Raw genomic sequence first — 26,635 nt, 5'->3', positions numbered from 1 at the left:
CTAGAACTTCTGGTCCTTCAGGGGCCCGAAGCCCTTGCCCCGGAGGCCGGTGGAAAACGCCCGAAACCAGTCAGCCAGCCCGCGGAAGTCGCCGCGACGCAGGAAGTAGCCGAGGTAGCCGCCCACGTCAGCCACGAGCGACTTCACCCGGAAATGGCGGCGGATAAGGTATCCGCGGTTCCGGTAGTAGTAATAGCGCTTGAACGCGGTCTCAGGAACAATGACGTGCCACCGGGCGCCGAAAACGTGTTGAGTCTCTGCAAAAGCGTGGGGGTGCGTGATGGCCGTGGTGGTCACCGTGCCGAAGCGGATGCCGGCTTTCCGGAGCCTGATGGTGAAGTCCACCTCGTCGCCGCGGATGAAGAGCCGCATGTCGGGCAGACCCACTTTGAAGAAGACGTCCGAGCGGATCAGCGCGCCATTGAAGAAGTGGCCGTCATCGGGCAGGAAACCGAGTTTTTCCACGTCCGCGCGGTCGTGGGTGACTTTGCCGTCGAGGCGGAAGAAAAAAGACAGCCGGTCCGGGTGGCCGGGCGCGGCAACCAGCGGAACCACGGCGTCCAGGCCGCGTGCCTCGGCCTCGCGGAGCAGCGTGGCTAGGCACTCCGGGTCGCCGGGCTCGGCGTCGTCGTCCATCATCCAGATCCAGTCAGCGCCGCTGGCAACCGCCTTGAGGATGGCGAGGGAGAAGCCGCCTGCGCCGCCAAGGTTCGCTTCTGACCGGACATAGTCCACGTTGGAGTGCCGGGAAGCCACGTCTTTTGCGGGCACGGTGCCGCTGTCCACCAGGCAAATCGAGCGGACCGGAGCGGTCTGCCTGTTGATCGCATCCAGCAGAACGGCGAGCTCACGGGGACGATCGAACGTCACGGCGGCAACTGCAACCGACAGGGACATTGCTGGTTCCTTTCAACACGGCTGCCGGTGGTTTTCCCGCCGGCATTGGGCCGTGTGACGCGAAGCCAGCTAGCCGTTGGCATTAGTATCTTGACTAGAGTCCACTGTAATACAGCCCTGTCAGGCACTACGCACTGCCTGCCGCGCGCACGGCGACGGAGAAGTTTCATTTATCGAAAGTCAGTTCCACAGCAATCGCACCCTAGCTATCCCTGCCACCCTGCACTGACCGGGCCGCAGGGATGCACGCTGCCAGGGGTTGGTTCCGCTGACGGTGCGGGGAAGGTGGTTTCCCCATGATCATGTACCTGCTCATGATGCTGACGGCAGCAGGCGTCTCGTTCGCCGCGACCTGGGGCGCACGGTTCATCGGCAACAGGCTCGAACTCTTCTCGCCGATCCGCAGCCGCGACACCCACTCCCACAAGGTCTCCAGGCTGGGAGGCCTGGGTATTTACGCAGGGTTCCTGGTGGCGCTGGTCGTGGCGAGCCAGTCATTCTTCGTCAAGGACATCTTCCGCGGCAACGCCTCACCGTGGGGGGTCCTCGCCGGCGCCACGCTGATCGTCATTGTGGGCCTCGCCGACGACCTGCTCGACCTGCGGTGGTGGGTGAAGCTGATCGGCCAAAGTGCCGCAGCCATGGTGGTGGCCATCTGGGGCGTCAGGATGACCATCGTCCCCTTTGTTCCCGAGCCCATCATCCTCGAGAACGAGATGGTCCGCATTGTCCTCACTGCCGGGCTGATCGTGACCACCATGAACGCCTTCAACTTCATCGACGGACTGGACGGGCTGGCCGCAGGGGTAGCTATCATCGGCGGTGCAGCGTTCTTCCTGACCGCATACTGGGTGCACCGGTCGGCCGTGCTCCTGGACTATTCGGACCTTGCGACGCTCCTGACTGCGGTTGTGGTGGGCAGCTGCGTGGGATTCCTGCCCCACAACTGGTTTCCCTCGAAGATCTTCATGGGCGACTCCGGCGCCATGCTGATCGGTCTCCTGCTGGCGTCCGCCGGCATCGTGTCGACCGGGCAGATCACGTCCGGCCTTTATGACCGCGCCAACGGTATCCCCACGATCATTCCCATCCTGCTGCCCTTCGCCGTGTTGTTCCTGCCGCTGCTGGATCTTTGCCTGGCTGTCGTACGGCGGACTGCCGTGGGCCGCTCGCCCTGGTCAGCCGACCGCGGACACCTCCACCACAAACTCATGGACATCGGCTATTCCCACCGGGCCTCCGTCCTCCTGATGTACGCGTGGACCTGCGTCCTGGCATTCGGTGGTCTGGCTTTCGCGATTTTCCCGTGGCAGACGGTACTGGCCGTGGACATCGCTGCGGCAGCCATCATGGCTGTGGTCACCGCGTGGCCTTACCTTCGCGACAAGGCGCCCGGAGCGGGGCCGAGGTCGGAAGCGGAGGCAGAGGCCGAAGCTGAAGCGGCCGGGCAGGAGTGACCTTTGGACACCCTTTTCCGAATAATTTCTATCTCATGTAGAATTTCAGTGCAGCTCTTCGCCGCACGCTCCCTTGCCAGCCCGCAGTACACGACGATTGGGATCTTATGACCTCCAACGCCGAACCCGGACACAGATCCGGCAACGGACCCGTTGGTGTCTCCGGTCCCACAAAGTCATTGTGGCTGGGACTTTTGAAGCTGAGCGCAGGCGCGGCGCTTGCCGGCCTTGTGCTCGCCGGAATACCGGCCGCCATGCTCAACGGCTCCGGGGGAGTGCTGTCCAGCACTTTCGGCGGACTCCTGGTGATGGCCTTCTTCGGAATCAGCCTCCTGGTTGGCCATTTTGTCGGGCGGAACAATCCATCGGGTGCCATCGGGGTCTTCGTAGTCACCTACTTCGTCAAAGTAGTGGGTTTTGCCGTCGTGCTCTTCGTTATCGGCGCTCCCGCCTGGCTTCATGGCCGCTGGTTCCTGATCGGCGCCGTTACCGCCGTCGTATTTTGGCAGGCAGCAGAGATCTACGGATTCAGCAAGGCCCGCCTCCGCATTTATAACGACCCCCAACCCGTGAAAGACGGCAATGATGAACAGCCGTAATTCGAAGCGAAAAAACATGCGGGAAAGCCCCAAATCCACCCAAGGTTCAGCAGGCGTATCTTCCGATGGCGGGGACGGCGGATACAACGCCGGCATCGCCGTCTTCAGCTACATAATTGGCGGAATCATCGTCTGGAGTTTGATAGGGTGGGGTCTGGATTATCTGTGGGGAACCCGCTGGATTGTGCTCGCAGGCGCTCTGCTTGGAGCTGCGGGAGGGTTCTATCTTTCTCATATGCACGGCCTCACCAGTAACAGAACGTCAACTGGTGAAGACAGTGCAGCCAGCGGCCCGTCCAAGGACGAGGAACAGTAATGCCTAACAATTTCACAAGGGGAAGGGCGGACACGATGATCGCCGGACCCTCACCAACGCCCAATGATGGACACTGCAGAGAGGAAACGCGTTGATCGCGCTTGCGCTCCCGGCCCAAGATTCAGGAGAGTTCAATCCTCCTGGAATTGAAGAAATGCACCTGCCGGCAATCCTGCCGTGGGGTGCGGCAGACGGATTCTCCAAGCAGATGCTGCTGGTAATCCTGTCGGTCGTCATTATCGCTACATTCTTTCTGCTAGCTGCGCGGAAGCAGCAGCTTGTTCCCGGCAAACTGCAGTTCGCAGGTGAGGCCGCGTACGGCTTCGTCCGCAACAGCATCGCCAAGGACATCATTGGCGGCAAGGACTTCATGAAGTACGTCCCGCTGTTGTTCAGCCTCTTCTTCTTCATCCTGGTGAACAACATCTACGGCGCCATCCCGCTGATCCAGCTTCCGAGCTTCTCGCACGTAGGCGGCGCCTACGTGCTGGCTGCCATTGTCTACCTGACCTGGATCGCCATCGGCGTGAAGAAGAACGGGATCAAGTACTTCAAGCTGGCCACCGTACCCACGGGCGTGCCGGTCTACATTCTCCCGATCGTTATCCCGATCGAGATCATCTCCAACTTCCTGGTCCGCCCGGTCACGCACAGCCTCCGTCTGTTCGCCACCATGCTGGCCGGTCACCTGATCGTGATGATTGCCGGTTCCGGCATCGAGTACCTCGTCATGCAGGAGAACATCCTCCTCAAGGGCACCTCCGTACTGGTGCTCGTCGGCGCTATCGCCATGTACATGCTGGAAGCGCTGATCATGGCGCTGCAGGCTTACGTTTTCACGCTGCTGACTGCCATCTACATTGAAGGCGCTCTGCACGCGGACAGCCACTAGGCACCCACATACTTCCCCTTCGCGGGGATGAAGCAACCCAAACAACCTGCCACACGGGTGGCATCTTGAAAGGAAGAAAAATGGAAGGCTCCATCAACGGCTCCCTCAACCTCATCGGCTACGGCCTCTCCGCTATCGGCGGTGGTATCGGTGTGGGTCTCGTGTTCGCGGCTTACATCAATGGTGTGGCACGTCAGCCGGAAGCCCAGCGCGTCCTGCAGCCGATCGCATTCCTCGGCCTCGCGCTGACTGAAGCACTCGCCATCCTCGGCCTGGTCTTCGCTTTCGTTCTCTCCTAATCGTTAGAACCTAGCGAACATCCAGAACCGAGTAGATAAGGACGGGTGAAATATGAATCAGACGATCATCTCAGCCGCCACCGAAGGCACTAATCCGCTCGTTCCCAACCCTTGGGAAATGGGCGTAGTCCTGGCCGGCTTTGCTGTCCTCTTTTACATCGTGGTCAAGTTCGTTGTCCCGATGTTCGAGAAGACGTTCGCAGAGCGTGCCGAGGCTATTGAAGGTGGCATTGCCAAGGCCGAAAAGGCCCAGGCAGAGGCTTCTGCTGCACTCGAAGAGTACAAGCAGCAGCTCACCGACGCCCGTGCAGAAGCCAACCGCATCCGCGAGGAAGCCCGTGCAGAAGGCGCTCAGATCCTGGCGGACCTGAAGGAAAAGGCAGCTGCAGAGTCTGCCCGCATCACCGCCCACGCCCACGCGCAGATCGAATCCGAGCGCCAGGCGGCCGTTGTGTCCCTGCGCGCCGAAGTCGGCACGCTGGCCACCACCCTGGCAAGCCGCATCGTCGGCGAGTCACTGAGCGATGATGCACGTGCAGCCCGTGTGGTTGACCGTTTCCTGGCAGATCTGGAGAACCAGAACGCAGGTGCAGCTAAGTAATGGCAGGTGTATCGAGCGAATCGCTGACCGCGGCGCTGGTTGCGTTGGAAGCCAAGCTTCCCTTCGCTTCGCTGCAGTTGGCAAAGGAACTCTTCGGAATCCTGGGAACAGTGGACAGCTCGGCTGGCTTGCGCCGTGCCCTGACTGACCCGTCCCGCAGCGGCGACGAAAAGTCGGCACTGGTCAAGCAGCTCTTCGGTGGAAAAGTCTCCACCGATGCTGCGGAAATTGCGAGCGGACTGGCCGGTTCACGCTGGGCGTCGGCTCGGGATATCGGCGATGCACTCGAGACTCTTGCCGCTTCGGTGGTAATAGCCGTTGCTGAGAACAAGTCGGCCGTCTCTGCCTCAGGAATCACCGGACTGGAAGCGCTGGAGAACGATCTGTTCGCCTTCAACCACGCCGTTGATTCCAGCCACGAGGTACAGCGTGCTCTGTCCGAGCCGCAGGCGAGCCCGGCTGCCAAGATTGCCCTCGCCGAAAAGCTCGTTCCCAATGCAAGCGAGGAAGCGAAAGTCCTTATCGGACAGGCAGTTTCGCATCCCCGTGGCCTCAAGGCGACCAACCTTGTGCGTCGGTTCGCAGAACTTGCAGCCAAGCGCCAGCAGCGCTGGATCGCAACGGTCAGCGTCACCCGTCCGCTGACGGAGTCGCAGACCGGCCGTCTGCAGGCAGGGCTGAACGCCCTGTACGGGCGCGAGCTCAAGATCAACATGAACGTTGACCCGGCACTGATCGGTGGCATCCGGATCCAGGTTGGTGATGAAGTGGTAGACGCTTCGCTGCTCACCCGCCTGGGCCAGCTCCAGCGTCAGCTTGCCGGCTAACCGGACAAGCACAACTTAACTGATAGAAACCCCGGTCATCGTGACAACGATGATCACGAAAACAGGAGAGCAGGGACTGCAGATGGCCGAATTGACCATCAACGCCGACGACGTCCGTATTGCGTTGAACGAGTTCGCGGCGTCCTACGAACCCGGAAACGCAGAGCGCGTAGAGGTCGGCCGTGTGACCACCGCAGGTGACGGCATCGCCCGTGTTGAGGGCCTTCCCTCGGTCATGGCGAACGAGTTGCTTCGTTTCGAAGACGGCACGCTGGGCCTGGCCCAGAACCTCGACGTCCGCGAAATCGGTGTCATCGTCCTCGGTGACTTCACCGGAATCGAAGAAGGCCAGGAAGTCCACCGCACGGGTCAGGTTCTGTCCGTGCCGGTTGGCGACGCCTTCCTCGGCCGCGTGGTTGACCCGCTGGGCCAGCCGATCGACGACCTCGGCGAAATCAAGGCTGAGACCACCCGTGCACTGGAACTCCAGGCGCCCGGCGTGACCCAGCGCAAGTCGGTTCACGAACCGATGCAGACCGGTCTGAAGGCTATCGACGCCATGATCCCGATCGGCCGCGGCCAGCGTCAGCTGATCATTGGCGACCGCCAGACCGGCAAGTCGGCAATCGCTATCGACACCATCATCAACCAGAAGGCCAACTGGGCTTCCGGAGACGTCACCAAGCAGGTGCGCTGCATCTACGTGGCCATCGGCCAGAAGGCGTCCACCATCGCGGCTGTTCGCCAGACGCTCGAGGACAACGGCGCACTGGAATACACCACCATCGTGGCTTCCCCGGCGTCCGACCCCGCAGGCTTCAAGTACCTGGCTCCTTACGCCGGTTCGGCTATCGGCCAGCACTGGATGTACGGCGGCAAGCACGTCCTCATCGTGTTTGATGACCTCTCCAAGCAGGCTGAGGCCTACCGTGCAGTTTCACTGCTCCTCCGCCGCCCGCCGGGACGCGAAGCCTACCCTGGTGACGTCTTCTACTTGCACTCCCGTCTGCTGGAGCGTTGTGCCAAGCTCTCCGACGAGCTCGGCGCAGGCTCGATGACCGGCCTGCCGCTCATCGAGACCAAGGCAAACGACGTCTCTGCTTACATCCCGACCAACGTGATCTCCATTACCGATGGCCAGATCTTCCTGCAGTCGGACCTCTTCAACGCCAACCAGCGTCCCGCCGTCGACGTGGGTGTCTCCGTTTCCCGCGTGGGTGGCGCAGCGCAGGTGAAGTCGATGAAGAAGGTCTCCGGTACTTTGAAGCTGGAATTGGCCCAGTACCGCGACATGCAGGCGTTCGCAATGTTCGCGTCGGACCTCGACGCCGCATCGCGCCAGCAGCTGACCCGTGGTGCACGCCTGATGGAACTGCTCAAGCAGGGCCAGTACTCGCCGTTCCCGGTCGAGAACCAGGTTGTGTCCATCTGGGCCGGTACCAACGGTTACCTGGACGACGTTCCGGTTGAGGACATCAGCCGCTTCGAGACCGAGTTCCTGGAGCACCTGAAGCACAAGTCCTCCATCCTGACGACGCTGGCACAGACCAACGTCATGGACGATGACACCGCTGAAGCACTGAAGACCTCGATCGTGGCCTTCAAGAAGGGCTTCTTCGGCGAGGGCGACAACCTCCTGGTTGGTGCGGGGCACGAGGAATACGCTCCCATCGACGAGGCGCAGGTCGACCAGGAAAAAATCGTCAAGCAGAAGCGCTAGTTTCGCTGGCAGGGACTGCCGGGACCCAGACGGGTTCCGGCAGTCCCGGCCACCGGGATCTTAGGAAAGGATAAGTATGGGAGCCCAGATTCGGGTCTACCGCCAGAAGATCAGCTCGACGACGTCGATGCGCAAGATCTTCAAGGCGATGGAACTGATCGCTACCTCGCGCATCGGCAAGGCCCGCGCACGCGTAGCGGCTTCACTGCCTTACGCAAACGCGATCACGCGTGCCGTTTCTGCTGTCGCAAGCCAGAGTGAAATCGACCACCCGCTGGTCACCGAGCCCGAGCAGATCCGCCGCGCCGCCGTCCTGGTCATCACTTCGGACCGTGGCCTCGCAGGTTCGTACTCGGCAAGTGTGCTCAAGCAGGCGGAAGGCCTCACCGAGCTGCTCCGTGAGGAAGGCAAAGAAGTCAAGACATACGTTGTCGGCCGCAAGGCCCAGGCGTACTTCGACTTCCGCAACCGTCCCTACGCACAGGTATGGACCGGGAACACCGATTCGCCGGTGTTTGCGACCGCTCAGGAAATCGGCGCAGCGCTGCTCGAGGATTTTGCCACCGCCTACGAAGAGGGAGGCGTGGACGAGATCCACGTCGTCTACACCCGCTTCAAGTCCATGGTGACGCAGGAACCGACGGTCATCCGCCTGCTTCCCCTCGAGGTCGTCGAAGAGCAGGCCGCGTCCGAATCGGACCTCCTGCCGCTCTACGAATTCGAGCCGGAAACGGAGCAGGTGCTCGATGCCCTGCTGCCGCGCTACATCGAATCACGTATCTTCGCCGCCATGTTGCAGGCAGCAGCTTCCGAGCTCGCAGCCCGTCAGCGGGCGATGAAGTCTGCCGGCGACAACGCCACGGACCTCATCAAGAAGTACACGCGTCTGCGCAACACTGCCCGCCAGGCTGAAATTACGCAGGAGCTTTCCGAAATCGTGGCCGGTGCCGACGCTTTGAACGCGTCCTAGCCAGCACGCTTCCGGATCCAGCTGTACCTGCACTAAAAGATAAACTTAACCCCCACGCCATCTACTGAGTGAAGTGAGAGAGATGACTGCCACCGCTACCGAACACGTAGCCGCAACGTCCGGTGCTACCGGCCGTATTGCACGTGTTATTGGCCCGGTTGTCGACGTCGAATTCCCGGCTGACGCAATCCCCTCGATTTACAACGCACTCACCACGGAGATTACTCTCAACGGTGAGACCAAGACCATCACGTTCGAGGTCGCCCTCCACCTGGGTGACAACCTCATTCGCGCCATCTCCCTGCAGGCCACCGACGGACTCGTCCGCGGCACCAACGTCGTGGACACCGGCTCGCCCATCACCGTGCCCGTCGGCGACGGCGTCAAGGGTCACATCTTCAACGTCCTCGGCAAGCCGCTCGACGTTGACGAGTCCGAGATCCAGGCTTCGGACCACTGGGCGATCCACCGCAAGGCTCCCGCCTTCGCGACCCTCGAAGGCTCCACCGAGATGCTGGAAACCGGCATCAAGGTGATCGACCTCCTCACCCCGTACATCAAGGGTGGAAAGATCGGCCTGTTCGGTGGCGCCGGTGTCGGCAAGACCGTGCTGATCCAGGAAATGATCACCCGTGTTGCCCGCAACTTCGGCGGCACCTCGGTGTTCGCCGGTGTCGGCGAGCGTACCCGTGAAGGTAACGACCTCTGGGTTGAAATGGAAGAGGCAGGGGTCCTCAAGGACACCGCCCTTGTATTCGGCCAGATGGATGAGCCGCCGGGAACGCGTCTGCGTGTGGCGCTGTCCGCTCTGACCATGGCGGAGTACTTCCGCGATGTGCAGAACCAGGACGTGCTGCTCTTCATCGACAACATCTTCCGCTTCACGCAGGCAGGCTCCGAGGTTTCCACCCTTCTCGGCCGCATGCCGTCCGCCGTGGGTTACCAGCCGAACCTTGCCGACGAGATGGGTCTCCTCCAGGAGCGCATCACGTCCACCAAGGGCCACTCCATCACCTCGATGCAGGCCATCTACGTTCCCGCGGATGACTACACCGACCCGGCACCGGCCACCACCTTCGCACACCTCGACGCGACCACGGAACTTTCCCGTGAAATCGCTTCGCGTGGTCTGTACCCGGCCGTGGATCCGCTGACGTCGACCTCCCGTATCCTGGACCCCCAGTACATCGGCAAGGACCACTACAACACGGCTGTCCGTGTGAAGCAGATCCTGCAGAAGAACAAGGAACTCCAGGACATCATCGCCATCCTCGGTGTTGACGAACTGTCTGAAGAGGACAAGATCGTCGTGTCGCGTGCACGCCGCATCCAGCAGTTCCTCTCCCAGAACACCTACACCGCCAAGCAGTTCACCGGCGTCGAAGGCTCCACCGTTTCCATCAAGGACACGGTTGAAGGCTTCACCGCCATCTGCGACGGCGAGCTTGACCACGTTGCAGAGCAGGCGTTCTTCAACGTCGGTGGCCTGGATGACGTTGAGCGCCAGTGGGCCAAGATCCAGGAACAGACCAAGTAATATGGCTGAGCTTGAGGTTGAGATTGTCGCAGCGGATCACTTCGTGTGGTCCGGAGCGGCCAAGATGGTCAAGGCCCGCACCAGCGATGGTGAAATCGGAATCCTGCCCGGCCACTCGCCCCTGCTGGCGATTCTGGCCGAGGGTGAACTGGCCATTGAGCCGGTTTCCGGTGAACGCATTGCTGTAGTTGTCGACGGCGGATTCTTCTCCGTCGACAACAACAGGGTGGTCATTGTCGCTGACAACGCCCAAATGGGTGAAGCAGCTACTGCGGGGATCCGCTAGCCCGACCTTGATGAACGATCCTGGTTTTCCGTTCATCGCATTGGCAACTGTCCTTGCGTTGCTGATTTTCGCACTGTGCCTGTCCGGGGTACGCCGCTTTAACCTGCGGCGTGCCCTGGGCACAGTGGACGCCTCCATTTGCACGGCCGGAAAGGGCTGGCAGATGGGGGTTTGTCGTTATCAGGACAACGACCTTGAGTGGTTCAAGCTGCTCTCGCTCAGCGTCCGCCCCAAATACACGTTCCGGCGCAGTTCACTGGAACTCGTGGGACGCCGCCAGCCCACCGAGGCGGAACTCGTGAAGGTCCAGCCTGACTCAGTCATCGTGGAACTTCACTACGAAGGCCAGGACGTCCTGCTGGCCATGAAGTTCGACGCCTACACAGGACTGTCCTCGTGGCTGGAAGCCGGGCCGGTCATCGGTGTGGGCACCTGGCGCTAACGCCGGTGGATCTCGTCGCTGATGTCCATCTAACCGACGGACCTGTGCTGTGGGTTGCCTGGGCCGCCGGTGCCGCCGGCTTTGGCTGGCTTCTGTGGGCACGCGGACGCCGCTGGCCCCTGAGCGCCGGCGCTGCCCTCCTGCTGGCGGCCGGCGTTGTGGCCGCCGTGCACTGGCTGCTGATTTACACTTTTTCGGCCCTGCCCGAGAGTCTCCCGCGCGAAGTACTCGCGTGGTTTGTGGCAATGGTCTTCGTCCTCTTCCTAGGGGTGCTCCGGCTGTGGAAGCTTCGACGCTCCTCTCCGGCGGAGGGACCTTCCCCGCCGGCCGGCGTGCACACCTGGCGGGGGAGGGCCGCCGCCGTGGCGTCGATCCTGGGAGTCCTCCTGCTCGGTGCCGTCCAGATCAACGCCTATTTCGGCCTCAACCATACGGTGAGTGATGTGATGGGCACCGCCGTAGCCAGGATCCAGCCGCTGGAAGCCGGTTTGGAACGCCAGCCCGCGGCCGCCGCCCCTACAGCCCTGGCAGCCTGGCGGCCGCCGGAGGGAATGCCTGCCGACGGCGTTGTGCGGAAGGCGCAAATCCCGGGCACTGATTCGGGTTTCAGCAGCCGTGAGGCATACGTCTACCTGCCGCCCGCCTACCAGGCTGTGCCCCGCCCGGCGCTTCCCGTCCTTGTTCTTTTTTCAGGACAGCCCGGAGGGCCGGCCGATTGGCTCACAGGCGGGGCGCTGCGCAGCCGGATGGACCGCTTCGCAGCGGACCACGACGGCGTGGCCCCGGTTGTCGTGGTGGTGGATCCCAACGGAACAGCGTCGGCCAATACTCTCTGCATGGATAGCCGCATAGCCAAGGCTGATACGTTTCTTGCACGGGATGTACCTCGCTGGATCAAGCAGACCCTGGACGTTTCCGCGGACCACCGGCAGTGGGCTGCAGGCGGATTTTCCTTTGGTGCCACCTGCGCATTGCAGATGGGAACCCGCCATCCCGGCACCTACGCCTCGGTCCTTGCGTTCTCGAGCGAACGGGAGCCGGCACTGGCGAAGGAGCGGCAGAAGACCATTGACGCGTCGTTCGGCGGCGATGGTGCAGCCTTTGATGAGCAGACTCCCTTGAACATCATGGCTAGAACACGGTTTGAGGGTCACGCCATATATTTCGGCGCCGGAGCAAGGGACCCGGAATTCCTCGCCTACATGGATGAGCTGTCCGCAGCGGCCCGGCGGGCAGGCTTCGCCGTTCAGGCCGACCCGGTTGCCAACACCGGACATTCCTGGGAGGCGGCATCCAAGGCACTCCCGGCCGCCCTGGATTTCCTGGCACCACGGTGGGGAATCGCGCCATGAACGGGCAAGGGAACTCTACTCAGGTGATCGTCAGGAAGGGCTCCGTGCCGGACGGCGGCGTCAGGTGGTCTGACGTTGCGCTTCGGGCCCTGCGCCGCATGCAGGAGCACTTCAAGGCCGTGCCGTTTACCTTGGCCGTCCTTGGCCTGTTCCTTGGCGCCGGCGCGGCCACCAACAGCTTCCTGTCCGGGCCTCCGGAGGCACTTCTTGACGTGGCCTCGGTGCACGCGGCCGCCCTGAAGGACGGCCGCTGGTGGTCCATGTTTACATCGCTCTTCTTTGCCACGAACCCCGCCGCGTACCTCACCGCCGCAACAATGATCCTGCTGTTCCTGGGCCTGGCCGAGCGCCGGCTGGGCACATTGCGGACCGCGGCGTACTTCTTCGGCGGGCAGTTCGCGGCCGTCTCACTGTTTCTGCTGGTCACCCAGCTCGCCCGCTTCGCCGGGGACGGATGGCTTGGCCTGATGGTGGATGCCCGGCTCATTGGCCCCTACGCTGCGGTCCTGGCTGCCGTGCTGGGGGCCAGCGGCCTAGCGCCCACCCTGTGGCAGCGGCGACTGCGTACGGGCATCGTGTCAGCGTCGCTGCTGCTCGTCCTCTATGTGGGGCATCCGGAGACGGTCGTCGGTTTCCTGGGTGCCCTGGCGGGGCTTGCTGCCGGGTGGTGGATCCAGAGCGACCAGGGGACCCTACACCGGCACCGCTCCACCGGCCGCGAGACGCGTAACCTGCTGGCCCTGATCGTGGGGATCTTCGCCGTCGGCCCCATCCTGACCGCCGCCGTCCGCAGTCCCACCGGGCCGCTGGCGCTCCTGCGGGACGTGGTCCTCAACCCGTTGCCCACCCTGAGCCAGCTTGAGCAGAACTGCGGCGGCACTGTTGACGTGAGCTGCCTGGAAATCGGGCGGACGGGGTTCGCCGGACCGCTGGGCCTTGCACTGGCCGTAGTGCCGGTACTGCTCCTGCTGATCTGCGCGGACGGCCTGCGGCGTGGCCGCCGGCTTGCCTGGCGGATCACCATCGGGGTCCAGCTGGCCGTCACGGCCTTGTCTGCCGTGTACCTCACGCTGTTTGCCCGGATACCCCACTACCCGTCACGGCCGCACACGGCCGTGATGGGCTCAGGATTCGTCCACGTGCTCCCGCTCGTGGCTGTCCCGTTGCTCCTCATCCTGCTGCTGTGGATCAACCGGCGCCAGTTCCGTGTGGAGACTTCGGCAAGGGGACGGCGTACCCTGACCCGGGTGCTGGCAGCAACGTGGCTTGCACTTGCCGGTACCTACACCATCGCGTGGCTAAGTGCCGGCGGAATGGAGCGCGACGGCGGACTGTCCGGGCTCGCGGCCGAGCTGGCTCGCCAATACCTTCCGGTTCCCATCCCCAGTCTCTACAACCGCATTTTCCAGGACAGGCAATCTGTGGAGGCTTTCCTGTTTGCCTATTCCGGCATCGCGTTCTGGGCGGTGGCACTCGTAGGCGTCTGGATGGTGTTGCTGGGGCGGCACCACGGCGCCGGCGCGGGTGTCGTGGAGAGGGATGTGGCCCGCCTGCTGGTGCGCCGCGGCGGCGACTCACTTTCCTGGATGGCGCTGTGGGAACCGAACAAGTACTGGTTCACACCGGCCGGGGATGCCGGGGTGGCCTACCAGCAGCATGGCAGTGTTGCCCTCACGCTGGGCGGTCCCTTCGGAGACCCGGCGCTGCGGGAGGAAGCCGCTGCCGGATTCATGCAGTACTGCGCCGAGCATGCGTTGGTGCCATGTTTCTATTCCTGCACCGACGAGCTGTGGCCCATGCTGCACTCCCGTGCGTTCAGCAGGGTGGCCGTCGCGCAGGAGACGCGGCTCGCCGTCAGGGAACTCGAATTCAAAGGCAAGGAATGGCAAAACGTCCGCACTGCACTGAACCGTGCCCGAAAGACCGGCGTGACGGCCGTCTGGGGACGCTACAGCGGGTTCCCCGCCGCGCTGCGCGCCCAGCTCCTTGAGGTATCCGAGGAATGGGCTGCGCAGAAATCCGTTCCGGAGATGGGATTTACGCTCGGCGGCATGGACGAACTGATGGACGACGACGTGCTGTGCTGCGTCGCCGTCGACCCTGAGGGCCTGGTGCATGGCGTGACCAGCTGGCTGCCGGTATATGAGGAGGGACGGGTGGTCAGCTGGACGCTCGATTTCATGCGCCGGCGGGAGGACGGATTCCCCGGAGTTATGGAGTTCCTGATTGCCTCCGCAGTACTGGAGCTGCGGAATTCGGTGGAAGTTATTTCCCTCTCCGGCTCGCCCCTGGCTAAGGAGCCGGAGGAAGCGGCAGTGTCCGACGCACCACGGGATTCGGACCAGGACACCGGCCGTGACAAGGACCAGGAACCGGACCGGGGGAGGGCGCGGGAGCCGGAGGCCCTCACGGCGATCCTTGATGTGGTGGGGCGGGCACTCGAACCGGTGTACGGATTCCGTTCCCTGGCCACCTTCAAATCCCGGTTCAAGCCTGATTACCGCACGCTCTACCTCTACTACCAGGACCCCCTCCAACTGCCGGCGATTGGCCGGGCCCTGAGCCGCGCCTATCTGCCGGGTCTATCGGTCCGCCAGAGCGCCCGGCTGCTGAGGACAATGGTCAGCTAATTCCGTAACGTCCGTTGAAATTTCCGGGCATCATGATTTCAGATTCCGAAAACATTTGTGACAAGCAACAATGCGTGGAACGGCCAATGGAAAATTCCCAAAAAAATGATCCCCGGCACTAATGCCGGGGATCATTGATTCGCAGGAAGCCGCCGACAGGCGGCAATCCGACGAGGGACTAGACCAGAGTTACGCCGGTAGCCTGGGGGCCCTTGGCGCCCTGACCGATCTCGAACTGAACGCGCTGGTTCTCGTCGAGGGTCTTGAATCCGCCGGTCTGGATCTCAGAGTAGTGAACAAAGACATCACCATCGGAGTCGTCCGGGGTAATGAAGCCGAAGCCCTTTTCAGCGTTGAACCACTTGACGGTTCCCTGTGCCATTTATTTCTCCTCATTATGGAACTTGCTTAAGTCCGGCACACTTCGTGCCGTACTTGGTCACTCCGCGAGAAGAATCCTGGCTTGCCGCCCGGTGGTACCGGACACTAGCTGACGAAGCTTCGCGCTCGCAACATGTCTTGCGAGCATGAAAAACACCTACACAAAGACTTATATAAGAATTTCACGTGGGTTGCGTCAGGTCAACGGGCAAAAGAGGGAATTCGATAAATTTTGCGTAAAGTCCTTGTGAACCGCTTCGTTATGACAGAGCACCGGGCGATTGACCGGCCGCCTATTAGAAGAGGCGTGATTCGCTGTCGTCGACGCCGCGCATGGCGTCGTAGTCCAGGGTGACGCAGTCGATGCCGCGGTCGTTGGCCAGCACCTTGGCCTGCGGCTTGATCTGCTGCGCGGCGAAGATGCCGCGGACCGGTGCCAGCAGCGGATCCCTGTTGAGGAGCTCAAGGTAGCGGGTCAGCTGTTCGACGCCGTCGATGTCGCCGCGCCTTTTTAGTTCAATGGCCACCGTGGCGCCGTCGGCGTCCCTGGCGAGGATGTCCACGGGACCAATGGCGGTGAAGTACTCGCGCCGGATCAGCGAAAATCCGGTGCCGAGCCGCTCGATCTGGTCAGCCAGCAGCCGCTGCAGGTCAGCCTCGACGCCGTCCTTTATGAGGCCCGGATCCTGGCCCAGCTCGTGGGAGGTATCGTGCAGCTGCTCGTGGATGTTGATGATGAGCCGGTCATCGGTCTTCGCGGACTGGACCGTCCACTGTTCAGTGACGCCGAGCTCCAGGTCCACTTCGTCGGGAGTGGAGACCCGAAGGCTGGCCGGAGGGCTCATCCAGTTCAGCGGCTTGTAGGAGCCGCCGTCGGAGTGCACCAGCACGGACCCGTCCGCCTTGACCAGCAGAAGCCTGGTGGCAAGAGGCAGATGGGCCTTGAGGCGGCCGACATAATCAACAGAACAACGGGCTATGACTAAACGCACCCGGTATACACTACCTTCTGGGCGCCGCGCAGCGACAGCGCCGGTCGTCTGCTGGGGCAGAATGGAAGCATGCCCCGTTCCAACCGCCCCCGCCGTGCCGCCTCCGGAAAGCTGGGACAGGCCAGCCGCAAGCACGCCGCGGGTCCCGTGCCGGAGCTTGACCTTGAGCGCGCCCGGTCGGGGATCGCGCGGCGGGAAAGTGCCCCCGACGGCGAGTGGATGGTCCGCACCATGACGGCCAAACGTGCCGAAAAAGCCTACATCTGTCCGGGGTGCTCGACTGCAGTCCTTCCCGGCGTGGAGCACCTGGTGGTCTGGGCGGAGGACCACCTCTTCGGCGCGGCCGCGGGGCTTGCGGAGCGCAGGCACTGGCACTCGAACTGCTGGACGTCACGCACGTACCGCTATCGCTAAGCTGTTAGTCATGACTTTTGACCCGGCGTCGTTCGTATTCAGCCAGCCCTCCGAAGCAACCGCCATCCGGGCTTCAACCGTCCTCCCGGCCCGCCGGGAAAACATCGAACTACGTACCGAGGATGGTCACGTCCTCGTTGGCGAGCTGGCTGTCCCCGAATCGGGCGGGATCAGTGCCACGCTGATCACGCTGCATCCCCTGCCCACCCATGGCGGCTTCATGGACTCGCACGTTTATCGCAAGGCCTCCTACCGGCTGCCGGCACTCGCCGGCGTCGCTGTCCTCAGGTTCAATACCAGGGGGACCAGTTCGCCCCGCGGGACTAGCGAGGGCCGGTTCGAGGAGGGCATCGGTGAACGGCTCGACGTCGAGGCGGCCGTGCGGTTCGCAGCGTCGAGGGATCTGCCCAACCGCTGGCTGGTGGGCTGGTCGTTCGGAACGGAGCTGGCCCTCATGTACGGCGCAACGGATCCCGTGGCATCACTGGTGGAAGGCGCCGTGCTGCTTTCACCCCCGCTGCACCGTGCTACAGACGCGCACCTGCAGGAATGGGCCGCCTCCGGCAAGCCCATGAAAGTGCTGGTCCCCGAACATGACGACTACCTCCAGCCGGCGGCCGCCGCAGAGCGCTTCAGCCTGGTGCCGCAGGCCGAGGTTGTGGGTGTCGACGGCGCCAAGCACCTGTGGGTGGGGGAGAAGTACGCCTCCCGGGTGCTCAACGAAATCGTGGACGAGGTCACGGTGCGGGGCGCTGGCCCCGACGGCCTGCCACAGGAATGGAGCGGGCCCGTCGCCTCGGCAACGCCGTAAGCCCCGGGGCTAGTGCTTATCCTGGCGGACGATGAAGATTTCCTTCACGAGCAGCATGACCGCGGCAGCAGTGGGAATGGCGATGAGGGCGCCGAGGACGCCGAGGAGGCTGCCTCCGGCGATCACCGAGATGACAGCCACTGCGCCCGGCACAGCCACAGCTTTTTGCATGATGCGGGGTGAGATGAAGTAGGCCTCGAACTGCAGGTAGGCAAAGTAGCAAATGGCGTAGACAAGGGCGGTCTGCCAGCCTGCGGTCAGCGCGATCAGCGTGACCAGCACGCCCGCAATCATTCCGCCGACCAGGGGGATGAAAGCCAGCAGGGCCACGACGAACGCCAGCAGCACGGCAAACGGAACGCCGACGATGGACATCACGATGAACGCAAACGTCGCGTTGAGGAGGGCGACGCAGGCCTGGCCGATAACGTAGTTGCCCACGGACCCGGTGATCTCTTCCGAAAGCGCCTCCACCCGGGCCCGGCGCGAGCGGGGCGCCAGCCGGTACCCCCACTTTTTCATGGCGGGAAGGGCCGCGAGGAAGTAAAGGCTGAGCACTAGGACGATCAGGGTTCCGAAGAGTCCGTTGGCCACCGTCGATCCGAAGCCCACGACGCCGCCGAAGATGCCACCCATGGCATCCGGATTGTTGACAAACTTTTCCAGCTCCTGCGTAATGCGCTCCCGCACGCCGAACTGGTCGTCAACACTGCGGAAGAAATCCGAATCGATGAAGTCCTGGATCCAGCGGGGTGCTTCCTGTACGACCTGGGTGACCTGCTGGACGATGGTGGGGATCAGCGTGGCGAAGAATCCGGCAACAGCGGAGACGAGGACCGTGACGGAGACCAGGATGCCGATGGGCCGCGGGAGCTTGCGTCCTTCCAGCCAGCGCACCACAGGGTCCAGGCCCAGGGCGATGAACAGCGCGGTCACGATCCAGAGCAGGAGCTGTGTGGTGTTCGACCCAATCCAATACACGAGCAAGGCCAGCCCGACGCCCACGGTGCCCATGAAACCCATATATAAGGGATGCTGGGACGACATGCGCGGACCGGGATGCCCAAAGCGGGTACTGGTCTCGGTTTCGGGTGTAATGGAATCTTCATCGAAGTCGGGCGGCATCTCGAAGCGGAGCCGGGGCTGCGCACCGGGAAGGGGCGTCCGCAGCCTGCGCAGCAGTGCCGCGGCCAGGCCCGGCAGCACCGGTTTGCGCTCGTGCTGCGAACTGCCCGGGGCATTCTCCCGGGGACCGGATTCGGGCGTGGCTTCGTGTCCTGGGGTGGACGAATCCGTGTGTTCAGTCACTGCGTTTTGGGGCCCTTTACCGTCTGTGGCGCCGCTGCTGCGGGACCGTGTGATGATCATCGCAAACACTATCAGCAGGCCTGTCAGCGCCCTGTTTTCCCCTTGGCGCGGCCGGTTGCCCTAGGCTGGGAACCAAGCTCCGATCTGACTCATTGGTAACAAAATGGTTACTATTGAAAGTAAACCCCCGCTGATGATAGGTATCCCTTTGCGTTTCAAGACTGCAGTTGCACTAGTGCTGCTCGGCCTCCTGACACTGCTGGCCGGCGTAGGACAGAAGACCATCTGGGCTCCGGCCGAGACCGTGACAGCCTCGGCGCCATCCGACGGCACCGCCGCACCACTGACCGTTATCGACCAAAAATTGCGGACCCTTCACGGGGGTACGGTCAAGATCAATGTCAAGGGCGAAGGCAGCTTCATGCTGGCGGCAGGCCGTCCCGACGACGTCGACGCCTGGGTAGGCAAAACGGCCCACAACACGGTCTCCGGCGTTTCCGAAGACAGCAAATCGCTCCAGCTCACGCACACGGACGGCGAAGCAGCCGCGCCATCGCCCGCCGGCTCCGATCTCTGGGTTACCACCGAGAATGCCAGCGGTGAACTGAACTACACCTGGAGCGCCCCCGCAGACGGCGAGTGGTCACTCCTGCTGGCCTCGGACGGCACCAAGCCGGCACCGTCGTCCATCTCCATGACGTTCCCCAACGACACGTCAACTCCGTGGGCCGTGCCGTTGATGGTGCTCGGCGGCCTCCTGATGCTGGCCGGTCTGGCGCTGCTGGTGATCAAGCCCAAGGGCGGCAAGCCCGCCGGAGTTGGCGGGGACGACGCCGGCGAATCCCTGAAGGACAAGCTGATCCGCCGTGCACGCGCAGCCCGCCCGGCCGGCACGCCGGCACCTGACGCACCCTCGCCCGCTGAGTCGCCCGTCGACAAGCGTCCCGGCACTGCCACCTTCAGCCCCACGCGCGCCGGAGTGGCCATGGCCGCCCTCGCCGCCACCATCGTGGCCGGAACCGGCGTAGCTGCCCAGGCAGCCACGAGCCCCGCTCCGTCGCCGTCATCAAGCGAGGCAGCCGGCGCGGACACCGCCCCCGACTCACCGGTGCTGCTGGATGCCCAGTTCCGCCGCATCCTGGAACAGGTTTCCAGTACCGTGGACGCCGGCGACGCCGCCAAGGACGCAGCCAAGCTGAAGCCCCGTGTGGACCGCACCGAGCTTGAGGTCCGCACCCAGAACTACAAAATCCGCTCGCAGGTGGGCGCATACGAGGCACGCATGCCTGTCCGCGCCACTAAGCTGCTGACCACCGTCGTCACCAGCAAGCGCGCGTGGCCCCGTTCGGTCTTGGCGGTCACCCAGGGCGAGGGCAACGTTGTGCCCCAGCTGCTGACCCTCGTGCAGAAATCCCCCCGCGAGAACTACAAGCTCGTGGAAACCACCCCGCTGCAGCCGGGCACCACGTTCCCCGCCATCGGACGCACCGGAACGGAAACCCTTGCCGCTGACGACAAGTCCGGCCTGCTTTACAGCGGCCAGGAAGCCCTAGCCGGACTGGGCGACCGCCTGACCAAGGCAGATTCGACGTTCAAGGACAAGCTCGTGGAGGGCCAGTCCTCGCCGTACATCGCCGACACCCTGGCCTACCAGGCCGATGTGGCCAAGACCGGTGTCAACGGCAACTTCAGCTTCACGCACAAGGTGGTCCCCGAGGACACCGTGGTATTCCGCACCGCGGACGGCGGCGCCCTGGTCCTGGGCCGGTTGAACTTCGCGTTCGACGGCACACCCAAGGCTGAGGGCGACAAGCTGGCGATCGGTGACGACGCAGCCGTGCTGGCCGGCGGCAAGGAAACGAGCTCCGGCATGGTGCTCAACTTCGCCGAGTCAGCGGCCGTCTACATCCCGCCGGCCGGATCCAAGGACCCGATGAAGCTCGTGGCCGCCACCCGCGGACTTGTGGGAGCCAGCTTCAAGTAGCCTCCGACGCGGGTATGACCGGCAGCGGCCGGAGTGGCTAGAGTGGAGGCTATGAGTTCGCCAGCCTCCCGTCCAGTCCCTTCAGCCGCTGCCAGCCAGCTCAACCTGCGCGGCGCCGTCGACCTTTCCAGCCTGAAACAGCGCACCGCGCCACCGGCCGGGCAGTCGCCCGCCGGCGGGCAGCCTGGCCCCGGCCAGCCGGCCTCTGCCCAGGGGACGGCGCCGGACACCGGCGGCCAGCCGCTCCGCGTGGATGTCACCGAGGGAAACTTCCAGCAGCTCGTTGAGCTGTCCGCGCAGGTGCCTGTGGTCTTCGGCCTCTGGGCAAGCTATTCACCCGCCTCGGGCGACCTGATCAACGTCCTTGAAGGCATCATCAACAGCTATGGCGGCCGGCTGGTCCTTGGTGCCGCGGACATCGACGCCTTCCCCCAGCTTGCCCAGGCATTCCAGGTCCAGGCTGTCCCCACCGCCGTGGCGGTGGTGAAGGGACAGCCCGTTCCCCTGTTCCAGGGCGGAGCCGACGAACAGCAGGTGCGCAGCCTGCTGGATGAACTGCTTAAGGTTGCAGCCGCCAACGGCGTCACCGGCAGCCTGGGCGGTGCAGGCACCGCAACTGCCGAGGCCGAACCGGCCCCGCTGCCGCCACTGCACCAGGCAGCCTTCGACGCCATCGAGGCGGGAGACTACGCTGCCGCTGCCGCGTCCTACCGCCAGGCCCTGCTGGAGATGCCGGCGGATGCCGAAGCCAAGGCAGGACTCGCCCAGGTGGAGCTGATGGCGCGGCTGCAGTCCCTGACCGGTCCGGACGGCGAAGCGCTCCGCAAACTCGCGGCCGAAGAGCCGGACAACCTTGATGCGCAGCTGGGTGTGGCGGACCTGGACATCGCCGGCGGGCACATCGATGACGCCCTGGGCCGGATCGTCGGTTTCATCGGCCGGAACTTCGGCCCGGAGCGTGAGACCGCCCGCGTACGGCTGCTCGAGCTCTTCGAGGTGGTGGGTCCGTCTGATGAACGCGTTGCCAAGGCGCGGCAGGGACTGGCGCGGGTGCTGTTTTAATGCACTCGGCCCTGTTTTCACCGCTGGAGCTGCGCTCGCTGAAGCTGCGCCACCGCGGCTGGGTTTCGCCCATGTGCCAGTACAGCTGCGGCCCGGACACCGGTGAAGGCGTCCCGCATGACTGGCACCTCATGCATCTGGGGTCCTTCGCCGCCGGGGGAGCGGCCCTGATCCTCACCGAGGCGGCCGCAGTGAATGCGGCAGGCCGGATCAGCCCGCGTGACGCAGGCCTTTACAACGACGAACAGGCCGCGGCGTGGGAGCGGATCACGGCGTTTGTGCACCGCTACGGCGCTGCTGACGCAAAAATCGGCACGCAGCTGGCGCACGCGGGCCGCAAGGCCTCGACCTACTGGCCCTTCTCGGGGAAGCACGGCTCAGTGCCGGCGTCCGACGGCGGCTGGGAGACAGTGGGGCCCGGCACCGGGGCGTTCGACGGCTATGCGCCACCTGCAGCCTTGACAGCGGCGGAGATTGACGGCGTCATTGCGGATTTTGCAGCGGCTGCCGTCCGGGCGGTCGACGCAGGTTTCGACACAATTGAAATCCACGGCGCCCACGGTTACCTGCTGCACCAGTTCCAGAGCCCGCTGATCAACGACAGGACAGATGCCTGGGGCGGCGACGAGCCCGGGCGCAACCGGCTTACCCTGGCCGTGGTGGATGCAGTACGGAATGTCATCCCTGATTCGATGCCGCTGCTGCTGCGCATCTCCGCCTCGGACTGGGCCGACGGCGGTATCGACGCCGCCGCCTCGGTCCGGCTGGCCAGTGCCGCCGCAGAACGCGGTGTGGACCTGGTGGACGTCTCCAGCGGGGGTGCCGTGGCGCACCAGCAGATTCCGGCCGGCCCGGGTTACCAGACCGGGTTCGCGGCCCGGATCCGTCGCGAGGCAGGCGTCCGCACCGGCACCGTGGGACTGCTCACGTCGGCCGGGCAGGCGGAACACGCTGTGGCCACCGGACAGGCGGACGGGGTCTTCATTGCCCGCGCTGCCCTCCGCGACCCGCACTGGTGGCTGCGCGCCGCCTTCGAGCTCGGCCACGAGCTGCCGTGGGTCCCGCAATATGAACGCGCCGTTCCGCGCCACTCGTTCTAGGAAGTAGCCCTTTCGGACGATCCTCCCGAGGCGCCCGGGAGGCTACGCTGGCACCATGACTGAACCGCAACCCGGGATACGTCCGCCGGCCAGCCCCCAGCAGCACCCTGTTCCCGCCCTGTCGATCCGCGGCCTGGCAAAACGCTTCGGCGGGAAGATCGCGGTGGACGGGATCAGCCTGGATGTGCCGGCAGGGTCCTTCTACGGGATTGTGGGTCCCAACGGCGCAGGGAAGACCACCACGCTTTCCATGGCTACGGGGCTGCTCCGGCCGGACTTCGGCACGGCGCTGGTGCACGGCGTGGACGTCTGGGCCCGGCCCCTTGACGCCAAGAAGCTTATGGGCATCCTCACCGACGGCGTCCGGCTGTTCGACCGGCTGACGGGCGAACAGCTGGTGAGCTATGCGGGCCTGCTGCGGGGGATGAACAAGGACGTGGTGTCCGCCCGGGTGGCGGAACTCCTCGCCGCACTTGATCTCAGCGCCGACGCCGGAACCCTCGTGGTGGATTATTCCGCCGGCATGACCAAGAAGATCGCCCTGGCTTCCGCCCTCATCCACGCCCCCAGATTGCTGGTGCTGGATGAACCCTTTGAGTCGGTTGACCCGGTTTCCGCGGCGAATATCCGGGACATCCTGGACCGCTATGTTGAATCCGGCGGGACGGTGATCGTCTCCAGCCACGTCATGGACCTGGTGCAGCGGATGTGCGACCACGTTGCCGTGGTTGCCGGAGGCCGGCTGCTGGCGGCCGGCACGGTGGAGGAAGTCCGGGCCGGAGCTTCGCTGGAGGACCGGTTTGTCCAGCTGGTGGGCGGCCGCAGCCAAACGGAGGGCCTGGAATGGTTGCGCACCTTCTAAGGCTCAAAGTGACGCTCCTGCGCAACAGCCTCCGGCGCAGCCCCTGGCAGCTGCTGGGGCTGATCATCGGGGGACTGTATGCCGTCGGCATTGCCGGCTTCTTTGGGGTGGCGCTTGTGCTGCTCCGGACCGCAAGCCTGGAGCTCGCCCAGACCGTGGTGGTACTGGGCGGTGTCGCAGCGTTCCTGGGCTGGGCACTGGTTCCCGTCATTGCCTCTTCAGCTGACATGACCCTGGACCCGGCGCGCTTCACCACCGCGGCAGTCCCCATGCCCCAGTTGCTCACCGGCCTGGCCCTCGGCGGACTGATCGGGATCCCCGGCATCGCAACCGCACTCGTAGCGCTGGCCACGGTGGGCACCTGGAGCAGGGGATGGCCCCCGGCTGTGGCCGCCTTAGCGGGAGCCGTCCTGGGCGTGCTGACATGCATTGTCCTTTCCAAAGTGGTGACGACGGCGACTGCCGGCCTGGCATCCTCCCGGCGGTTCAAGGACGTCAGTGCGCTCGCCTTTATGGTGCCGCTGATGTTGATGGGGCCGATCGTGGCATTCCTGGCCCAGGGAGCCGCCGGCTCCGCCGGTTTCCTGTCCGGCCTAGCACGGATCCTGGCCTGGACACCGGCCGGTGCCGCGTGGTCGCTGGGCGGAGACACCGCGGCAGGCCAGTACGGACCTGCCGTGCTGAAGCTCCTGATCGCCCTGGCAACATTGGCAGGCCTGGCCTGGTGCTGGAAGATGCTCCTGCAGCGTGCCCTGGTCACACCGCCCTACGCTGCCAGCGGCAGGAAGCGCGCCGGCCGGATGGGCCTCTTCGGGGTGCTGCCGGCCACGCCCACCGGCGCCATTACGGCCCGGGCCCTCACGTACTGGATCCGGGACCCCCGGTACTCGGGATCCCTGGTGGTCATTCCGCTGCTGCCCGTCCTCATGTTCTTCCAGGCGAGCCAGACCGGGAACTACGGGGTCCTGGCGATCATCGGTCCGTTGGCAGCGTTCCTGCTGGCGTGGTCGATTTCCGCGGATGTGTCCTATGACAACACGGCGTTCGCCCTGCATTTGTCCAGCGGGGTCCGCGGCGTCCATGACAGGCTCGGGCGCGCCCTCGCCTGCCTGGCGTTCGCATTTCCCATCGTGCTGGTCTTCAGCGTCGGCCCGTTCTTCTTTACCGGCGACTGGGAATGGCTGCCGGCGCGGCTCGGACTCTCCCTGGGTGTCCTGTTCACCGGCCTTGGCCTGGCATCGGTCATCTCGGCACGGTATACGGTGGCGGTCCCGCTTCCGGGCGACAGTCCGTTCAAGAAGCCACCGGGAAACGTCGCCCAGACCATGGCGGTGCAGTTCGGCGGGATGGGCATTTTGCTGGTGCTGGTGCTGCCGGAAGCTGCCCTGGTCGTCGCGCAGTCCGTCACGGGCAGCATGGTGCCCGGATGGATCAACCTGGTGCTGGGCCCGGCCCTGGGGTTGCTCCTCTTCGCCGCAGGTGTCCGACTCGGCGGGAAATGGCTGGACGCCCGCGGCCCTGAACTCCTGGCTCAGCTCTCAGTCAACCGTTAGGGGCATGATGGGTACTACAGGATGCGAAAGGCGGTAGGCCATGGAAGTGGTTATTCTTCCGGGGAGCAAACAGATCGGGGCGCTCGCCGCGGATGCCATCGAGGCGTTGCTGCGCCGGAAACCGGACGCGGTGCTCGGTCTGGCAACCGGGTCCTCACCGCTGCCGGTCTACGACGAACTCGCCCGCCGGCACGAGCAGGCCGGCCTCGACTTCAGCCGCGTCCAGGCGTTTGCGCTGGACGAATACGTGGGGCTTGAACCGGGGCACCCGCAGTCCTACCGCGAGGTCATCCGCCGGGAGTTCACGGACCGGGTGAACATTGCTCCCGGGAACGTGCATCACCCCGATGGCTCCGCGGCGGATATTCTGGCGGCCTGCCAGGCCTACGAAGACGCCATCAAGGCCGCCGGAGGGGTGGACCTCCAGCTGCTGGGGATAGGCACCGACGGCCACATCGGATTCAACGAGCCCGGCTCCTCGCTGGCGTCCAGGACGCGGATCAAGAGCCTCATCGAACAGACACGCCGGGACAACGCCCGGTTCTTCACAAACATCCATGATGTTCCCCACCATGTGCTCACCCAGGGGCTGGGCACCATCATGGACGCCCGCCATGTCATCCTGATTGCCACCGGTGCGCAGAAGGCGCAGGCGGTCCGGGACTTCGTGGAAGGTCCGGTGGCCGCCATCTGTGCCGCGTCCGTCCTGCAGATGCACCCGCACGTCACCGTCCTGGTGGACGAGGCCGCCGCGTCATCCCTGCGGCTGGCGGACTACTACCGCCACACCTATGACAGCAAGCCAGCCTGGCAGGGCCTGTAGCCCGGAGGTCCGGTTTTTTGTCCGGCGCAACGGCTAAGATGGATGCCATGACTAGCATGACGGACCCCCTCGAAAACGACCCGATGCGTGAGCTTTCCGGAGCAGGAACGTCCACAGCCACTATCGAGCGCGAGGAACTGCGCCAGGAAGTGGAACCCGGCGACCGGGAACGGTTCTCCCACTACGTGCGCAAAGAAAAGATCATGGAATCCGCCATGACGGGCGATCCGGTCATCGCACTGTGCGGAAAAGTGTGGACCCCGGGCCGCGATCCCCAGAAGTTCCCGGTCTGCCCGCAGTGCAAAGAGGTCTATGAAGGCCTGCGTCCCGGTTCGGACGGCGGCAAGGGCTCCGACGGCGATTCCGGCAAGTAGTGCCGGTTACCGGTCACCCGGCTGATTCGGGTGACCGGCCCGTCCTGCGGTGGCGGGGCAATACAACCACGGGGCGCTGATCTCTGCTGCGCGTGTCCCCGTGCCTACTAAGATTTTGATGACCGGACCAGTGCGGCTCCTCCGGA

27 protein-coding genes are annotated in these 26,635 nt (G+C 64.2%); 23 read left to right on the top strand and 4 right to left on the bottom strand.

Annotated features, from left to right (window positions below):
* Positions 1–897: a glycosyltransferase gene (locus tag JOE41_RS03070; RefSeq protein ID WP_209750796.1), complete on the bottom strand. Its 897-nt coding sequence runs from the start codon at positions 895–897 to the stop codon at positions 1–3.
* Between the two features lie 296 nt (positions 898–1,193).
* On the opposite strand from JOE41_RS03070, the gene JOE41_RS03065 reads away from it, so the two are divergent.
* The 14 genes from JOE41_RS03065 to JOE41_RS03000 all read left to right on the top strand — a co-directional run bounded on the left by JOE41_RS03065 (position 1,194) and on the right by JOE41_RS03000 (position 14,825).
* The gene (locus JOE41_RS03065; RefSeq protein ID WP_209750794.1) at positions 1,194–2,354 is read left to right on the top strand and encodes an MraY family glycosyltransferase; all 1,161 of its coding nucleotides are present in this window, start codon (positions 1,194–1,196) and stop codon (positions 2,352–2,354) included.
* A gap of 107 nt (positions 2,355–2,461) precedes the next feature.
* Positions 2,462–2,953, top strand: a complete 492-nt coding sequence (locus JOE41_RS03060) for a hypothetical protein (RefSeq protein WP_209750791.1) — start codon at positions 2,462–2,464, stop codon at positions 2,951–2,953.
* 16 nt (positions 2,954–2,969) lie between these two features.
* Entirely contained in the window at positions 2,970–3,269 is a 300-nt protein-coding gene (locus tag JOE41_RS03055; RefSeq protein ID WP_209753518.1) for a hypothetical protein, read from the top strand.
* A 91-nt stretch (positions 3,270–3,360) separates the two neighbouring features.
* Positions 3,361–4,161: a F0F1 ATP synthase subunit A gene (gene atpB / locus JOE41_RS03050; RefSeq protein ID WP_011692452.1), complete on the top strand. Its 801-nt coding sequence runs from the start codon at positions 3,361–3,363 to the stop codon at positions 4,159–4,161.
* 80 nt (positions 4,162–4,241) lie between these two features.
* A complete protein-coding gene (atpE, locus tag JOE41_RS03045) occupies positions 4,242–4,460 on the top strand; it encodes an ATP synthase F0 subunit C (protein ID WP_011692451.1) in 219 nt (72 codons plus the stop codon).
* Between the two features lie 52 nt (positions 4,461–4,512).
* A complete protein-coding gene (locus tag JOE41_RS03040) occupies positions 4,513–5,061 on the top strand; it encodes a F0F1 ATP synthase subunit B (protein WP_011692450.1) in 549 nt (182 codons plus the stop codon).
* Positions 5,061–5,888, top strand: a complete 828-nt coding sequence (locus JOE41_RS03035) for a F0F1 ATP synthase subunit delta (protein ID WP_011692449.1) — start codon at positions 5,061–5,063, stop codon at positions 5,886–5,888. Before JOE41_RS03040 ends, JOE41_RS03035 begins: the two co-directional genes overlap by 1 nt.
* 82 nt (positions 5,889–5,970) lie before the next feature.
* Positions 5,971–7,608 carry a F0F1 ATP synthase subunit alpha gene (atpA, locus tag JOE41_RS03030; protein WP_011692448.1) on the top strand — a complete coding sequence of 546 codons (1,638 nt, stop codon included), beginning with the start codon at positions 5,971–5,973 and terminating at the stop codon, positions 7,606–7,608.
* A 76-nt stretch (positions 7,609–7,684) separates the two neighbouring features.
* On the top strand, positions 7,685–8,578 hold the full coding sequence (locus JOE41_RS03025) for a F0F1 ATP synthase subunit gamma (RefSeq protein WP_011692447.1): 894 nt from the start codon (positions 7,685–7,687) through the stop codon (positions 8,576–8,578).
* 82 nt (positions 8,579–8,660) lie between these two features.
* On the top strand, positions 8,661–10,115 hold the full coding sequence (gene atpD / locus JOE41_RS03020) for a F0F1 ATP synthase subunit beta (protein ID WP_011692446.1): 1,455 nt from the start codon (positions 8,661–8,663) through the stop codon (positions 10,113–10,115).
* 1 nt (position 10,116) lies between these two features.
* On the top strand, positions 10,117–10,401 hold the full coding sequence (locus JOE41_RS03015; RefSeq protein WP_011692445.1) for a F0F1 ATP synthase subunit epsilon: 285 nt from the start codon (positions 10,117–10,119) through the stop codon (positions 10,399–10,401).
* A 10-nt stretch (positions 10,402–10,411) separates the two neighbouring features.
* Positions 10,412–10,843, top strand: a complete 432-nt coding sequence (locus JOE41_RS03010; protein WP_011692444.1) for a DUF2550 domain-containing protein — start codon at positions 10,412–10,414, stop codon at positions 10,841–10,843.
* A gap of 5 nt (positions 10,844–10,848) precedes the next feature.
* The gene (locus tag JOE41_RS03005) at positions 10,849–12,195 is read left to right on the top strand and encodes an alpha/beta hydrolase family protein (RefSeq protein ID WP_209750789.1); all 1,347 of its coding nucleotides are present in this window, start codon (positions 10,849–10,851) and stop codon (positions 12,193–12,195) included.
* 98 nt (positions 12,196–12,293) lie between these two features.
* Positions 12,294–14,825: a bifunctional lysylphosphatidylglycerol flippase/synthetase MprF gene (locus tag JOE41_RS03000; protein WP_245200876.1), complete on the top strand. Its 2,532-nt coding sequence runs from the start codon at positions 12,294–12,296 to the stop codon at positions 14,823–14,825.
* Between the two features lie 178 nt (positions 14,826–15,003).
* Here JOE41_RS03000 and JOE41_RS02995 read toward each other — a convergent pair whose 3' ends face one another.
* On the bottom strand, positions 15,004–15,207 hold the full coding sequence (locus JOE41_RS02995; protein ID WP_011692441.1) for a cold-shock protein: 204 nt from the start codon (positions 15,205–15,207) through the stop codon (positions 15,004–15,006).
* Between the two features lie 295 nt (positions 15,208–15,502).
* On the bottom strand, positions 15,503–16,198 hold the full coding sequence (gene nucS, locus JOE41_RS02990) for an endonuclease NucS (RefSeq protein ID WP_011692440.1): 696 nt from the start codon (positions 16,196–16,198) through the stop codon (positions 15,503–15,505).
* A gap of 69 nt (positions 16,199–16,267) precedes the next feature.
* Between nucS and JOE41_RS02985 the strand changes: the two genes are divergently transcribed.
* Together JOE41_RS02985 and JOE41_RS02980 are read left to right on the top strand one after the other, a co-directional pair.
* Positions 16,268–16,612, top strand: coding sequence for a hypothetical protein (locus tag JOE41_RS02985; protein ID WP_043482553.1), 345 nt, complete (start codon positions 16,268–16,270; stop codon positions 16,610–16,612).
* A 10-nt stretch (positions 16,613–16,622) separates the two neighbouring features.
* Positions 16,623–17,423 (top strand): alpha/beta hydrolase, encoded by an 801-nt coding sequence (locus tag JOE41_RS02980; RefSeq protein ID WP_011692438.1) that lies wholly within the window; start codon positions 16,623–16,625, stop codon positions 17,421–17,423.
* A gap of 9 nt (positions 17,424–17,432) precedes the next feature.
* Here the strand turns inward: JOE41_RS02980 and JOE41_RS02975 are convergent, their stop codons facing one another.
* On the bottom strand, positions 17,433–18,731 hold the full coding sequence (locus tag JOE41_RS02975; protein ID WP_043430814.1) for an AI-2E family transporter: 1,299 nt from the start codon (positions 18,729–18,731) through the stop codon (positions 17,433–17,435).
* Between the two features lie 193 nt (positions 18,732–18,924).
* On the opposite strand from JOE41_RS02975, the gene JOE41_RS02970 reads away from it, so the two are divergent.
* From JOE41_RS02970 to JOE41_RS02940, 7 genes are read left to right on the top strand one after another with little or no spacing between them, the layout of a single operon-like run.
* The gene (locus tag JOE41_RS02970; protein WP_052309695.1) at positions 18,925–20,715 is read left to right on the top strand and encodes a hypothetical protein; all 1,791 of its coding nucleotides are present in this window, start codon (positions 18,925–18,927) and stop codon (positions 20,713–20,715) included.
* Between the two features lie 51 nt (positions 20,716–20,766).
* A complete protein-coding gene (locus JOE41_RS02965) occupies positions 20,767–21,777 on the top strand; it encodes a tetratricopeptide repeat protein (RefSeq protein WP_209750785.1) in 1,011 nt (336 codons plus the stop codon).
* The gene (locus tag JOE41_RS02960; protein WP_011692434.1) at positions 21,777–22,877 is read left to right on the top strand and encodes an NADH:flavin oxidoreductase/NADH oxidase; all 1,101 of its coding nucleotides are present in this window, start codon (positions 21,777–21,779) and stop codon (positions 22,875–22,877) included. Before JOE41_RS02965 ends, JOE41_RS02960 begins: the two co-directional genes overlap by 1 nt.
* A 55-nt stretch (positions 22,878–22,932) precedes the next feature.
* Entirely contained in the window at positions 22,933–23,739 is an 807-nt protein-coding gene (locus JOE41_RS02955; protein WP_011692433.1) for an ABC transporter ATP-binding protein, read from the top strand.
* The gene (locus tag JOE41_RS02950) at positions 23,721–25,292 is read left to right on the top strand and encodes a hypothetical protein (RefSeq protein ID WP_011692432.1); all 1,572 of its coding nucleotides are present in this window, start codon (positions 23,721–23,723) and stop codon (positions 25,290–25,292) included. Before JOE41_RS02955 ends, JOE41_RS02950 begins: the two co-directional genes overlap by 19 nt.
* A 40-nt stretch (positions 25,293–25,332) precedes the next feature.
* Positions 25,333–26,115 carry a glucosamine-6-phosphate deaminase gene (nagB, locus tag JOE41_RS02945; RefSeq protein WP_209750783.1) on the top strand — a complete coding sequence of 261 codons (783 nt, stop codon included), beginning with the start codon at positions 25,333–25,335 and terminating at the stop codon, positions 26,113–26,115.
* A gap of 38 nt (positions 26,116–26,153) precedes the next feature.
* Positions 26,154–26,489 (top strand): DUF3039 domain-containing protein, encoded by a 336-nt coding sequence (locus JOE41_RS02940; protein ID WP_043429870.1) that lies wholly within the window; start codon positions 26,154–26,156, stop codon positions 26,487–26,489.
* Positions 26,490–26,635 lie beyond the last annotated feature (146 nt).

Origin of the sequence: Arthrobacter sp. PvP103 (assembly GCF_017833075.1) — a bacterium.
In the GTDB taxonomy this organism is placed as follows: domain Bacteria; phylum Actinomycetota; class Actinomycetes; order Actinomycetales; family Micrococcaceae; genus Arthrobacter.
Note: the sequence above shows the minus strand (reverse complement) of the source record. Positions and strands in the feature narration are given on the sequence as shown.